Genomic DNA, 14,109 nt, shown 5'->3' with positions numbered 1-14,109 from the left:
CAACAAAAAAACTTCAGCCTGTACTGAAGTTTTTTTTTATTAGGAGCTAATCCTGCTGTCCGCTATATCTTTAGCATTGTCGCTCGGACGGCTCCGCTACGCTCCGCCGCCTCACTCCAACGCCAAAGGATGTCGCTTCCATCAGGGCTAGGGAGTTTGTCATCCATAGAAACTAATCCTTCGGTAAGAAAACCTCAGCCAACATACAACGAGCGCTTCCGCCGCCATTGGTTTCAATGGTTTCAAGATCCGAATATATAATTTCGGAATACTTTTCAATTTGATTTATTTGACTATCAATCAAAGACTTATAAGCCGACTGACTCATCACAAGATAAGTTTTTCCTTCATCATTTCTAACTTGCAGCATATTACCAGCAAACTGTTGCATTTGCGCTTCGGTGATTTCAACAATTTCTTTTCCAGAATCTGCGAGGCTGTTCACCACATTTTGTCTTTCGTCCTCGTCATCAATACATTCTAAACAGATTACTGCAAAACGATCCGCAACGCACATCATCACATTAGTATGATAAATAGGAAGTCGCTCATTATCATAACTTTGGAACGAATGAAAAACAACTGGCGTATAATTGTATTTAGCACAAAACTCACGGAACAACTTTTCATCCAATCTTAAAGAAACAGAACCATAAGCAATTTTGTTATCATGATCGAAAATCATACTTCCGGTGCCTTCCAAGAATTTTTCATCTTGTTCGCTTCCGCTAAGATCATCTATTTTACTGATATTAAAACCTTTAGCTTTAACTTGATCTAAAATATCTTGACGACGTTCTACTCTTCTATTTGGAGCAAACATTGGATAAAGTACAACTGTTCCGTCTTCTGCAAAACTCACCCAATTATTCGGAAAAATAGAATCTGGCGTATGCGGCTCCAAAGTATCTTTAATAGTGATTACGTTAATACCTTTACTTCTAAGTTTTTCAACAAAAGCATTAAACTCCGCTAAAGCTTTCTCCTGAACTTCAGCACCTTTTTGCTCTACCTGAAAATAATTATTCTCCGCCGTTTGGGCATTATAACCGAAAGCTATCGGCTCAATCATCAAAACTGTATTCGTTGTCTGCATAATTTTTAGTTAAGTCACAAAAATAGCAAAGTTCCGCAGAATAACTACGGAACTTTTAAAATTATAATTTTGTTTTCAGAATCGTTAAAATGCTTGTTCAAAATCCGCAATAATATCGTCGATATGTTCAATACCAACACTTACTCGGATTTGTCCTGGCGTGATACCCGCTGCTTTTTGTTCGGCATCACTCAACTGCTCGTGCGTTGTTGATGATGGATTGATAACCAATGTTTTAGCATCACCTACGTTTGCAAGATGACTCGCCAATTTTAATGAATTAATAAATTGAACCGCAGAATCTTTTCCTCCTTTTATTTCAAAATTAAGAACACCTCCAAAACCTCGTTTTAGATATTTTTTTGCATTTTCCTTATCAGTGAAACTTTCAAGTCCTGGATAAATTACTTTTTCGACATTTGGATGATTTTCTAAAAACTCTGCTAACTTTTGTGCGTTAGAAACTGTTCTTTCTAAACGAAGTGATAAAGTTTCTAAACCTAACAACAACTGATGAGAATTAAACGGCGAAATCGCAGGACCAAAATCTCTAAGACCTTCTACTCTAGCTTTAATGATAAATGCAATATTCCCAAAATCTGAATTGACACCAAAAACATCTGTAAACACCAAATCATGATAACCAGCCGATGGTTGAGACAACAACGGGAATTTCCCATTTGCCCAATCAAACTTTCCAGAATCTACAATAACGCCGCCAACACTTGTACCATGACCGCCGATCCATTTGGTCGCCGACTCAACAATGATACTTGCTCCATGCTCAAATGGGTTAAACAAATATCCACCAGCTCCAAAAGTATTATCAACAATCAACGGAATTTTATGCTTTCCAGCGACAGCTGCAATGGCTTCGAAATCAGCTACATTCAGCGTCGGATTTCCGATGGTCTCGACATACAAAGCTTTGGTATTTTCATCAATTAAAGCTTCAAAATCTTCAGGATTGTCGTCTTTTGCAAAACGGGCTTCAATCCCAAATTTTGCAAAACTCACTTTGAATTGGTTATGACTTCCTCCATACAAATATGGTGATGTCACAAAATTATCACCATTTTGCAAAATATTAGTAATCGCAATAAACTGTGCTGCCTGTCCAGAAGAAACCGCCAAAGCGCCAACGCCTCCATACAAAGCTGCAATTCTTTTTTCGAAAACGTCAGTTGTGGGATTCATTAATCGGGTGTAGATATTTCCGAAAGCTTTGAGACCGAAAAGATCCGCAGCATGTTGCGCATCATTAAAAGTATAAGAAGTTGTTTGATAAAGAGGAACTGCGCGACTGTTTGTATCTCTGTCAACGGTTTGTCCTGCGTGCACTTGTAAAGTTTCGAATTTTAAATTGCTCATTTTGTATAAATTTTAAATCGTTAATCAACTAAAAACTTATCCAAGATGTCGAGCAATTGCCGGAAAAATAAAAACTCTTCCGACAAGTCGAAAGAGTTTTTTGAATATTTTTAATAATACTTTTCAAAAAGTGTCTCTGACTTATCTTTCCTCAAATCTTGAGGTTGAATGCGGCACCTTACATTTGCAGGTTGCCAAGATTTCATCGGGTCAATTCCCTCCATCTTTCTGGATAAGTGTAATTCTTATTTCAGAATTACAAAACAAAAGTATTAACTAATTTTTGAATCTGCAAGAAAAATTTTTATTCTCTCACCAAAGGCATAGTAGAACAACGCAACAAACCGCCCATTTTAGAGATTTCTCTGTACGGGATTTCTTCCACCGTAATTCCCCAAACATCACGAAGATGATTGTTCATTCTTGTAAAAGTTTTATCCGAAACAACCACTTCTGGCGAAATTGAAAATACATTAGGAACCATCTCAAACATCTCCTGATCATCAACATGGAAACAGTTTTCTTCTCCAAAAATATCAACAATTAATTGATAATCGCTTTCGTCTACAAAACCATCTTTGTAAATAATGCATTTATCCTTCCCAATCGGATTAAATGTACAATCCAAATGTAAAATTCCTTTATAAGGTTCGGTATCGTTTTTCTTTAATTCAAAATCGAGGATACGTTTTTTTGGAAAATATTCTTTTAGAATTTCGATGGCATATTCGTTAGTTCTAGCGGTTTTAAAACTTCTGTAATCCTGACTATAACAAGTCCCGATAAAAATGAAATCGTCCCAAACAATCACGTCTCCGCCTTCGATATGAGCAGTTTCTGGCAAATTAATGATATTCCGCCAAGCTACTTTTTCGAAAATTTTACGATAAGCTTCCTGCTCATCAGCGCGATCTTCGATAATGTTAGAAATAATCATTTTATCATCAATAACAAAAGCGACGTCACGTGCAAAAACTTGGTTATAATCTTCAATAACTTCTGGACGATAAACTTTGACATTGTGTTTTAGAAGCACCTCTTCGAAAGCCGTCATCTCCGAAACAATATCGACTTCTTTAGGATAAATATTCTTCAGAATAGAATTGTAGGATTTTGCATCATAACTTTCCTCCAATCTTGGTATGCCACCAATGGAATTTGGTTGCCCCAAAACAACAGATTTTAGTCTTCCAGTTTCGTTTTTAATATTAAGCTTCATAAAATTACTCGTCTGTCACAAATATAATGATTGCATAACATTTTCATAGTCGTCTACAGCAGCAATATCATCTATATAAAGCTTAAATAAAAAGAAAATATATCAGCAATAATCAATTTATGGGAAATTTTATCCAAAACCCTTAAAATCAATGGTTAAAACAAACCGTTTAATAAAATTATTGGTTAATTATAAAAAGCTGTACAATAGACTAAATGTAGACAGTTAGTCGTAGCTTTGCAGCGTTTTAACAACAAAAATGAAGACTCAAGGATATATTTTAGCTGCAATTTCTGCGATTTCGTACGGATTAATTCCCATTTTTATACTTCCTATTAAGAAAATCAACTTTTCGATGGATGTGACATTGTTTTATCGATTTTTGTTTTCTGCAATAATGGTTGGCGTTTATTTAGTTTTTAAAAAAGTGAATTTGAAAATTAATAAAGGGGAATTATTAGTCCTATTAATTCTAGGATTATTTTACGCCTTATCTTCGGAGTTTCTATTCCTTGGTTACGATTATTTATCCGCTGGCATTGCATCAACCGTTTTGTTTGTATATCCAGTTTTGGTAGCATTAGTAATGTTTTTATTTTATGGTGAAAAGCTTTCTAAAATGGGTATCGTCTCGCTTCTGTTGACTTTCTTAGGCGTTATTGTGCTTTGTCTAAAAGGCAACAGTCTCGAAATTAATTTTGTTGGATTAGGCATCGTTTTGTTAAGTGCCTTATTTTATGGACTGTATATCATCATCGTTAATAAAGCGAAAATTAATGTATCAGGAATTAAATTATCATTTTATTCAATGCTGTTTACATCAATATATTTCTTGATGAAATCTTTAGTTTTAAAAGAGAGTTTAACAATTCCGAGTTATTCGATATTCTTCAATTTTGTGACATTTGCATTTGTAACAACTTTAATATCGAGCGTTGCTTTGGTCTTAGCGATTCAAAAAATAGGTTCGACACCAACCGCAATTATGGGCGCTTTAGAACCAGTTATCGCTGTTGCAGTCAGCGTTTTGTTCTTTAATGAAGACTTTACAAGAAATCTCTTAATCGGAATTGTTTTAATATTAATAGGTGTTTCTCTCAACATGTCATCTTCTCCAAAAACTATCAAGTAAAACGACAAAGCTTTCTAGATTTAAACCTTAAAGTCTTACTTAAATGAAAAACTTAATCATAAAAAAACTCCCAAATTACTTTGGGAGTTTTATATTGAAGTTTAAAACTTCTTATCTGTTAGTCATTGCAACGTAATCTCTTACACCTGCACCTTGATATACTTGTCTTGGACGACCGATTGGGTCACCGTGAAGTCTCATTTCTTTCCATTGAGAAATCCATCCTGGAAGTCTTCCTAATGCGAACATTACTGTAAACATTTCTGTAGGAATTCCTAATGCTCTGTAGATAATTCCTGAATAGAAATCTACGTTTGGATATAATTTTTTAGATACGAAGTAATCGTCTTCTAGCGCTACTTTTTCTAATTGCATTGCGATATCTAAAGCTTTATCATGGATTCCTAATGCGTTAAGGATATCATCAGCAGCTTTCTTAATGATTTTTGCTCTTGGATCAAAGTTTTTGTAAACTCTGTGTCCGAAGCCCATCAATCTGAAGCTATCTTCTTTGCTCTTCGCTTTTTCTACCCACTTGTTAACATCTCCACCGTCAGCTTCAATCATTTCTAGCATTTCGATTACTGCTTGGTTTGCACCACCGTGAAGTGGCCCCCAAAGTGCAGAAACACCTGCAGAAATAGAAGCGAATAATCCTGTGTGTGCAGAACCTACCATTCTTACTGTAGATGTAGAACAGTTTTGCTCGTGATCTGCGTGAAGAATTAATAATTTATCTAAAGCACTAACAACAACTGGATCCATTACAAACTCTTCGTTTGGTAATCTGAAAGTCATTCTGTAGAAGTTTTCTACATAGCTTAAGCTGTTATCGCCGTGGTTGATTGGTAAACCTTGAGTTTTTCTGTAAGTCCAAGCGCAAAGATGAGAGAATTTAGCAAGCATTAATTCTGCTGCGTGATCCATTTCTTCTTTAGAGTTTACATTTACAGCTTTCGGGTTAAATGCTGTTAACGCAGAAGTAAGAGAAGAAAGAACTCCCATAGGGTGAGCAGAACGAGGGAAAACGTCTAGTATTTTCTTCATTTCGTCTGCTACGAAGTTGTATTTTTTAATATTATTATCGAAAGAAGTAAATTGGCTTTCTGTTGGCAATTCACCGTGAAGTAATAAATACATTACTTCTGTAAAGTTCGATTTTTCTGCGATTTGCTCGATAGGATAACCTCTATAGTACAATTCTCCTTTATCACCGTCCAGGTAAGTGATGTCACTAAGCGTAGCTCCTGTATTTTTGTATCCTAAATCTAAAGTGATAAGACCTGTTTGATCTCTTAGTTTTGAAATATCAATCCCTCTATCACCTAAAGTGCTGTCAACGATTGGATATTCATAAGAATTACCATCGTAATTCAGTATAACTTTATTATCTGACATTATTATATAATTTTGGTTTAAATATACATAAAATAGAACGAACAGCGAAAGTTCGCTCGTTTAAAATTTTGTTAAAACTTATTATCTTTTTACTTTGAAAGCGTCCATTCCTGGGAAAATAGCTGTTTCACCCAAAGCTTCTTCGATTCTAATTAATTGATTGTATTTCGCCATTCTATCAGAACGAGAAGCAGAGCCTGTTTTAATTTGACCACAATTCATAGCAACCGCAAGATCAGCAATTGTTGCATCTTCAGTTTCACCAGATCTGTGAGACATTACAGAAGTATATTTGTTGTTTTGAGCCATTTGTACCGCTGCCATCGTTTCAGAAAGAGAACCAATTTGGTTAACTTTTACTAAGATTGAGTTCGCCGTATCTTCTTTAATACCTCTTGCTAAACGCTCTACATTAGTTACAAATAAATCGTCACCTACTAATTGAACTCTCCCACCGATTTTGTCGGTCAGCATTTTCCAACCCGTCCAGTCATCCTCATGCATACCGTCTTCAATAGAGATAATTGGATATTTTGCACAAAGTTCTGCCAAGTAAGAAACTTGCTCTTCTCTACTTCTGTGCGCTCCTTTATCGCCTTCAAATTTTCTGTAATCGTAAGTTCCATCAACGTAGAATTCAGAAGAAGCACAGTCTAAAGCCAACATAACATCGTCACCTGGTTTGTAACCTGCTTTTTCAATCGCTTGTAACAAAGTATCTAAAGCATCTTCGGTACCATTGAATGTTGGTGCAAAACCACCTTCATCACCAACAGCTGTTGAAAGATTTCTTCCTTTTAAAATTGATTTTAATGAATGGAAAATTTCCGTTCCTTTTCTTAATGAATCTGAGAAAGACTCTGCCTTCACTGGCATAATCATAAACTCTTGGAAAGCAATAGGAGCGTCAGAGTGCGAACCGCCGTTGATAACATTCATCATCGGAACTGGAAGTGTGTTAGCATTAACACCTCCAATATATTTATAAAGCGGCATTTTAAGTTCGTTAGCTGCGGCTTTAGCTGCGGCCAAAGACACACCAAGAATAGCGTTAGCCCCTAGATTACCTTTATTGTTAGTGCCGTCAAGATCAATCATAATTTGATCCAATAGATTTTGCTCAAAAACAGGAAGACCAATTAATTCTGGAGCAATAATTTCTTTTACATTTTCTACGGCTTTAAGAACACCTTTTCCTAAGTACAGGTTGCCACCGTCTCTTAATTCAACAGCTTCGTGCTCACCGGTCGAAGCACCAGAAGGCACCGCAGCACGTCCCATAGCACCGTTTTCTGTAAATACATCAACCTCCACTGTCGGATTACCTCTAGAGTCTAAAATTTGTCTAGCATCGATAAAAGAAATGTAACTCATTTTTAAATTTTAATTTGATTTAATATTCATTCTTAAATGTTTACAAAAATAATCAATTGAATTGATATTTAATAGAAACCTGTTTAATATTTGATAGAATTATTAAAAGTTTTTAATAGTAAAAATAAAAAACATTAAACACTTGATTAAGAAAAAGAAAAGAAACTCAAAATAAAATGTATAATGCCTAAAAATATCCATATATTTATTCATATTTTTGTCCATATAAGAAAGATACTTATTTAATAAGTAAGTTTAATTTAGTATTTTGCATTCAAAAGAGAATGAAGATGAATTTTGAAAATATCATTTTAGAGAAAAAAGAAAAAATTGCGGTTATCACAATTAACAGACCACAAAGTCTAAACGCCTTGAACAAACCTGTATTTACAGAGCTTTCAGCGGCTTTGGATACTATTGCAAATGACAAAGAAGTTAGAGCTGTCATCTTAACTGGCTCTGGAGAAAAGGCTTTTGTTGCAGGAGCGGACATTAAGGAATTTATGGATTTTGATGTCGCACAAGCAGAGGCTTTGGCAAGAGATAACCAAGAAATGATTTTTAACAAAATTGAAAACTTTAACAAACCTGTTATTGCAGCGGTTAACGGTTTTGCCTTAGGCGGAGGTCTAGAGTTAGCAATGGCGTGTCATATTCGTTATTCGTCTGACAATGCAAAACTTGGTCTACCAGAAGTAACTTTAGGATTAATCCCAGGTTATGGAGGAACGCAACGCCTTCCAAAATTGGTAGGAAAAGGAATAGCTAATGAAATGATTTTCACAGCGAAAATGGTATCTGCGCAACGTGCAAAAGAAATTGGCTTGGTTAACGAAGTCTATTCTCAAGAAGAACTTTTAGCCAAAACAACTGAGCTTGCAGAGACTATTGCTAAAAACTCGCCAATGGCTATTGAGAAAGCGATACAAGCCGTTAATAAGTCTGATGATGCAAAAGTAGGCTTTGAGCAAGAGATAAAAAGCTTTGGAGAATTGTTTGGTTTAGAAGATAAAAAAGAAGGAGTTGGTGCATTTTTAGAAAAGAGAAAACCAAATTTCTAAAATGACGGACTTTAATAAATTCGATGTTGCTTACCTGAAAATGGCTCTTGAATGGAGTAGCCTTTCTTACTGTAAAAGAAAACAGGTTGGTGCATTGATAGTAAAAGATAGAATGATTATATCCGATGGTTACAATGGGACACCATCGGGTTTTGAAAATAATTGCGAAGACGAATCAGGAAAAACGCATTGGTATGTGCTACATGCAGAAGCCAACGCCATCCTAAAATTATCGTCTAGCACACAGTCTGCAAAAGGAGCAACATTATATTTAACAATGTCGCCTTGTAAAGAATGCAGCAAATTGATACTACAATCTGGTATTACCAAAGTGGTGTATACCAGTGATTATTCAGATGACTCTGGATTAGATTTTTTAATTAGCGCTGGAATAGAAACTTTAAAAATAAGTGAACAAAAACTCTATGAAAATTAACAAAAACGATAACTAAACACAACTCAAAAACACAAACGATGAACTGGTCCGAAAAAATAAGTGACTTTTCAAATTATTTAAAATTTGAAAAGAACTTTTCCGATAATACACTTGATGCTTATGTACGAGATATTAAAAAGCTTCAAGAGTACGCTATGACAGAATTAGAAGGCATTTCTCCATTAGAAATAAGCTTCGAAAATCTGCAAGAATTCATTTATCAACTTTCTAAAAAGAAAATTAGCGAGCGATCTCAAGCACGTTGGATATCTTCTATAAAAGCATTTTTTAAATATTTGGTTGAAGACGAAATCCGCGAGGACAATCCTGCCACACTATTAGAAGGTCCAAAGTTGGGATTATATCTTCCTGATACCTTAAGCATTGAAGATATCGAGCGTATCATGAAGTGTATTGACCTAAGTAACGATCTTGGCCAACGCAACCGTTGTATTCTCGAAGTTCTTTACGCTTGCGGATTACGGGTTTCGGAATTGATTGATCTTAAAATATCAAACATCAATTTTAAAGAACATTATCTAAAAGTAGAAGGTAAAGGGGGAAAAGTAAGATTAGTTCCTTTAGCAGAATACACCTCAGAGCTTATTTTATCTTACATTAGCGACACACGTGCTAAAGGTAAAATAAACAAAAAATACGAAGATATATTATTCTTAAATTCTCGAGGTGCAAATATGTCACGCGTGATTGTATTCTTAATTATTAAAGAATTAACTGATCGTGCAGGTGTCAACAAGAAAATTTCACCGCACACTTTTAGACATTCTTTTGCGACACATTTGTTACAGAATGGTGCAGATCTCCGCTACATCCAAGAAATGCTTGGGCACAGCAGTATTACAACTACCGAAATCTACACACATCTAAAAACCGAAGAATTGCGAGATGTTATTCTCAATTATCATCCAAGAAATCAAGCTTAAAAAAATATGAATCAATTACAATATTGTCCTAAATGTGGAAATAAATCTCTTAAGTGGGATGGCGAAAAAAAATGGAGTTGTGGACAATGCGACAATACAATGTATCATAATTGTGCTGGCGCCGTCGCAGTTGTTATCCGTTGCGGAGAAGAAATCTTTTTAACCAAGAGAAATCAAAATCCTGCAATTGGGAAAATGGATCTTAGCGGTGGTTTTGTTGATCCAAAAGAATCTGCAGAAGAAACTTGTCGTCGAGAATTAAAAGAAGAATTAAACATTGACATCGATATTTCTAAACTTAAATATCTTACAAGTGCACCAAATGTCTATCATTATAAAGACATTGATTACAACACTTTGGATTTATTTTATGAATATGAAGTTTCGGAAAAGTTTGTTCCAGAATTGGAAGAGCATGAAGTTTCTGATTTTGTTTGGATTAAAAAAGAAGACATCAACTTGGACGACATCGCATTTGATTCCCAAAGAAATTTCTTTAAAACATATTAAATACAAAAAATAAGAAAGCCTCGCAAATTGCGCGGCTTTCTTTATTTAAAATAACATCAATATTAGATTTGAGGTCCGCTAGCAACTAATGCTTTAGCTTCGTCGTTATCTGTATATTGCTCAAAATTCTTAATGTATTTAGCAGCTAATTCTTTAGCTTTAGCTTCCCACTCTGCAGCATCAGCATAAGTATCTCTTGGATCAAGGATTCCTTCTGATACGTTTGGTAACGCAGTTGGGAATTCAAGATTCATTACAGGAACTGTGTTAGTTTCTGCTTTGTCAATAGAACCATCGATAATTGCATCGATAATCGCTCTTGTATCTTTAAGAGAAATTCTCTTACCAGTACCATTCCATCCAGTGTTAACTAAATAAGCTTTAGCACCGTGCTCTTTCATTTTTCCAATTAATGTCTGAGAATACATTGTTGGGTGTAATGATAAGAACGCCTCACCAAATGCTGGAGAGAAAGATGGCGTAGGCTCTGTAATCCCCCTTTCAGTACCTGCAAGTTTTGAAGTATAACCGCAAAGGAAGTGATATTGCGCTTGATCATCTGTTAAGATAGATACCGGAGGCAACACACCGAAAGCATCAGCAGAAAGATAAATAATCTTTTTAGCATGACCTGCTTTTGACGGTAAAACGATTTTGTTGATATGATAGATTGGGTAAGAAACTCTCGTATTCTCGGTAACAGATCCGTCAGCAAAGTCAACTTCTCCATTATCTTTAACCACAACGTTTTCTAACAAAGCATCTCTTCTGATAGCACCATAAATGTCTGGTTCTTTTTCAGCAGAAAGGTCGATAACTTTCGCATAACATCCACCTTCGTAGTTGAATACACCATTGTTATCCCATCCGTGCTCGTCATCACCAATTAGGTAACGTTTAGGATCTGCAGAAAGTGTAGTTTTACCAGTACCTGACAATCCGAAGAATACAGCAACATCACCAGCTTCGCCAACGTTAGCAGAACAGTGCATAGACGCCATACCTTTTAGTGGTAAATAGTAGTTCATCATTGCGAACATACCTTTCTTCATCTCACCACCGTACCAAGTACCACCGATGATTTGCATTTTTTTAGTTAAATCGAACATTACAAAAACCTCAGAGTTAAGTCCGTGGTCTTTCCAGTTCGGGTTAACAGTCTCTGCAGAATTGATAACTAAAAAATCTGGCTCTCCGTATTGATCTAGCTCATAATGAGAAGGACGGATAAACATATTAGTTACAAAATGCGCTTGCCAAGCCACTTTAGTTACGAATCTAACTTTAAGACGAGTGTCTGGGTTAGTACCGCAGAATGTATCAACAACATACAATTTGCTCCCCGACATATCTTTTTGTACAAGACCTAGTAATTCGTCAAAAATTGCCGTCGTTGTTGGTCTGTTGATGTTACCATCCCACCAGATTGTATTTTCTGAAGCAGCATCTTTTACAATGTAACGATCTTTTGGCGATCTTCCTGTAAAAATACCTGTTTGCACAGATACTGCACCAGTTGTAGTTAAAGTTCCTTTAGCAAATCCTTCGTTATTAGGATTCATTTCTTCTTGGAAAATTGTTTCGTAAGAAGGATTGTAAAGTATCTCTGCGTCAGTTGTGATACCATTACGCTCTAGGTAGCGTTTGATGTGTTCCATAATTTTTACTATATTATTTTGACCTTTTGCAAATTTAAAACGTTAAAGTAAGATTTTTAAAATAAATAAAATGACAATAGTCAGTTTTCAAAAAAATTAATTAAAAATTACGAATATACCATTTCATTCCATGGTATTATTGTTTCAAAACCTTTTTTGGAAAAGTATTTTTCGTAATCCTCAAATCGTGAAGTTAACACAAAATCGCCTCCCCAAGCCCCCAAAGACTTAATAAAACTAGGACAATCATCAAAAAAACGCTTTTTCGTAGTTTCTAATTCTAAAAACTCCGAAAGTAAATTTTCGTGCTCAATCATCAAATCAGAAAACTCAGAAAGTTGATTTGACTTTAAAACTTGTTGTGTAATGTTATTAAACTTCGCGATTAAATGTACGGATTTTTCTTTAGAACGGTAAAGTCTTATACCTTCCCTACTATCTTGTTTTTTGTTAAGATGTACAAATATTAAATCCTCCAAAAAATTGGGTTTGAAATCGACTTCTTTGTAAGTAGGCAAATTATTTTCAATTTTAAATAAAATCGAATGATTGGCTTTTGCAACAGCAACATCGTAACCACTTCCTCCCAAAGATTTTTCGTTTAAAACAAAAGCATCAACGCCAGCCCATTTTGCTAAAGAAGCCATCAAAGTCGAACTACTTCCCAAACCATAATTGCTAGGAAATTGCAAATTGGAAGTAATTTCAATATTTTGATCAGCCTCGAATTTTGTCGAGCCGAGCAACTGACAGTTTTTTAAAGTTTTTAAAACAAATTCGACAGCTTCAGGATTATTAGACTCGAGAACTTGCCAAGATTTGTAATCAATCTTAGTCGTTAACCAAATTTGCCCTTGATGTTTTCCTGTCCAAATAACTAGATGATTGGGCTCTTGTTGCTCTCTAAAAAAAAACTCTTGCCCCCAATTGGTTGGTACAGCAAGAGCTTCGGCGCCGTCTAACACGACGTATTCTGAAGTGAGCAATAATTTCCCGCGAGAAAAAATTTGACTCATATTTTTAAATTATAATGCAGAAGAAACAAAAACTTCTGGGTTAATTTTTTTGATAAGACCTTGTAAAGTCTTTCCTGGTCCAACTTCGATAAACATCTCAGCGCCATCTTTAATCATATTTTGTACACTTTGTGTCCACTTAACAGGACCTGTCAATTGTGCAATAAGATTTTTCTGAATTTCTAATGGATCAGAAACTGCAGTCGTCGTAATGTTTTGATAAACCGGAATTGTCGCTTTTCTAAACTTTGTGTTTTCAATAGCTGCCGCCAATTTTTCTTGTGCTGGTTGCATCAAAGGAGAATGGAACGCACCATTAACTGGCAACAACAAAGCTCTTTTAGCTCCAGCTTCTTTTAGTGCAACACAAGCTGCCTCAACCGCTGCTGTTTCACCAGAAATTACCAATTGTCCAGGACAGTTGTAATTTGCAGGAACAACAATACCATCAATCGATTGACAAATATCTTCTACAACTTTATCTTCTAAACCTAGAATAGCCGCCATAGAACTTGGGTTGATGTCACAAGCTTCTTGCATAGCTTCTGCTCTAGCTGCCACCAATTTAAGTCCATCTTCAAAAGATAAAACACCATTTGCTACCAAAGCCGAAAACTCACCAAGTGAATGTCCTGCCACCATCTGCGCACCAAGAGCATCTGCAGCTTTAACACCAGCAACAGAATGAATAAAAATTGCAGGTTGTGTTACTTTAGTTTTTTTAAGATCTTCATCAGTTCCTGCGAACATGATGTTAAGAATATCGAAACCAAGAATCTCATTTGCAGAATCCATCAAATCTTTGATGTCTCTACGGGCGTCATACAGCTCCTTACCCATCCCAACATATTGAGACCCTTGTCCAGGGAATACAAGTGCTTTCATATATATTAA

At 35.5% G+C, this 14,109-nt stretch carries 13 protein-coding genes and 1 riboswitch; of the genes, 5 read left to right on the top strand and 8 right to left on the bottom strand.

The annotated features are described in order from the left end of the window. Positions 1 to 172 precede the first annotated feature (172 nt). From ctlX to AC23MB_RS01745, 3 genes are all read right to left on the bottom strand, one after another. Complete coding sequence (gene ctlX, locus AC23MB_RS01755; RefSeq protein WP_487786385.1) at positions 173 to 1,096, bottom strand: citrulline utilization hydrolase CtlX; 924 nt, start codon at positions 1,094 to 1,096, stop codon at positions 173 to 175. An 84-nt stretch (positions 1,097 to 1,180) separates the two neighbouring features. Then, a complete protein-coding gene (locus AC23MB_RS01750) occupies positions 1,181 to 2,467 on the bottom strand; it encodes an O-acetylhomoserine aminocarboxypropyltransferase/cysteine synthase family protein (protein ID WP_487786384.1) in 1,287 nt (428 codons plus the stop codon). Positions 2,468 to 2,605: 138 nt separating this feature from the next. After that, positions 2,606 to 2,706, bottom strand: a riboswitch (SAM riboswitch). A 65-nt stretch (positions 2,707 to 2,771) separates the two neighbouring features. Continuing rightward, positions 2,772 to 3,686 (bottom strand): dimethylarginine dimethylaminohydrolase family protein, encoded by a 915-nt coding sequence (locus AC23MB_RS01745; RefSeq protein ID WP_312322219.1) that lies wholly within the window; start codon positions 3,684 to 3,686, stop codon positions 2,772 to 2,774. 259 nt (positions 3,687 to 3,945) lie between these two features. On the opposite strand from AC23MB_RS01745, the gene AC23MB_RS01740 reads away from it, so the two are divergent. Continuing rightward, positions 3,946 to 4,818, top strand: a complete 873-nt coding sequence (locus AC23MB_RS01740; protein ID WP_487786383.1) for a DMT family transporter — start codon at positions 3,946 to 3,948, stop codon at positions 4,816 to 4,818. Between the two features lie 111 nt (positions 4,819 to 4,929). Here AC23MB_RS01740 and AC23MB_RS01735 read toward each other — a convergent pair whose 3' ends face one another. Both AC23MB_RS01735 and eno read right to left on the bottom strand, forming a co-directional pair. Further along, the gene (locus AC23MB_RS01735) at positions 4,930 to 6,216 is read right to left on the bottom strand and encodes a citrate synthase (protein ID WP_487786382.1); all 1,287 of its coding nucleotides are present in this window, start codon (positions 6,214 to 6,216) and stop codon (positions 4,930 to 4,932) included. An 81-nt stretch (positions 6,217 to 6,297) separates the two neighbouring features. Next, entirely contained in the window at positions 6,298 to 7,590 is a 1,293-nt protein-coding gene (gene eno, locus AC23MB_RS01730) for a phosphopyruvate hydratase (protein ID WP_487786381.1), read from the bottom strand. Between the two features lie 290 nt (positions 7,591 to 7,880). Here eno and AC23MB_RS01725 point away from each other — a divergent pair, with 290 nt between their 5' ends. The 4 genes from AC23MB_RS01725 to AC23MB_RS01710 are packed head-to-tail and all read left to right on the top strand — an operon-like array spanning position 7,881 to position 10,541. Continuing rightward, a complete protein-coding gene (locus tag AC23MB_RS01725; RefSeq protein WP_312324836.1) occupies positions 7,881 to 8,651 on the top strand; it encodes an enoyl-CoA hydratase/isomerase family protein in 771 nt (256 codons plus the stop codon). Between the two features lies 1 nt (position 8,652). Next, positions 8,653 to 9,087: a deoxycytidylate deaminase gene (locus AC23MB_RS01720; protein ID WP_312324835.1), complete on the top strand. Its 435-nt coding sequence runs from the start codon at positions 8,653 to 8,655 to the stop codon at positions 9,085 to 9,087. A 38-nt stretch (positions 9,088 to 9,125) separates the two neighbouring features. Then, on the top strand, positions 9,126 to 10,031 hold the full coding sequence (xerD, locus tag AC23MB_RS01715; RefSeq protein ID WP_313027140.1) for a site-specific tyrosine recombinase XerD: 906 nt from the start codon (positions 9,126 to 9,128) through the stop codon (positions 10,029 to 10,031). 6 nt (positions 10,032 to 10,037) lie between these two features. Then, positions 10,038 to 10,541 (top strand): NUDIX hydrolase, encoded by a 504-nt coding sequence (locus AC23MB_RS01710; RefSeq protein ID WP_312323340.1) that lies wholly within the window; start codon positions 10,038 to 10,040, stop codon positions 10,539 to 10,541. A gap of 62 nt (positions 10,542 to 10,603) precedes the next feature. Here AC23MB_RS01710 and pckA read toward each other — a convergent pair whose 3' ends face one another. The 3 genes from pckA to fabD all read right to left on the bottom strand — a co-directional run bounded on the left by pckA (position 10,604) and on the right by fabD (position 14,100). Beyond that, positions 10,604 to 12,199, bottom strand: coding sequence for a phosphoenolpyruvate carboxykinase (ATP) (gene pckA / locus AC23MB_RS01705; RefSeq protein ID WP_487786380.1), 1,596 nt, complete (start codon positions 12,197 to 12,199; stop codon positions 10,604 to 10,606). Between the two features lie 107 nt (positions 12,200 to 12,306). Next, entirely contained in the window at positions 12,307 to 13,215 is a 909-nt protein-coding gene (locus AC23MB_RS01700) for a GYDIA family GHMP kinase (protein WP_487786379.1), read from the bottom strand. A gap of 9 nt (positions 13,216 to 13,224) precedes the next feature. After that, on the bottom strand, positions 13,225 to 14,100 hold the full coding sequence (gene fabD, locus AC23MB_RS01695; RefSeq protein WP_313027150.1) for an ACP S-malonyltransferase: 876 nt from the start codon (positions 14,098 to 14,100) through the stop codon (positions 13,225 to 13,227). Positions 14,101 to 14,109: the final 9 nt, after the last annotated feature.

The sequence above is a fragment of the Soonwooa sp. T0.1_25 genome (assembly GCF_057652215.1).
Note: the sequence above shows the minus strand (reverse complement) of the source record. Positions and strands in the feature narration are given on the sequence as shown.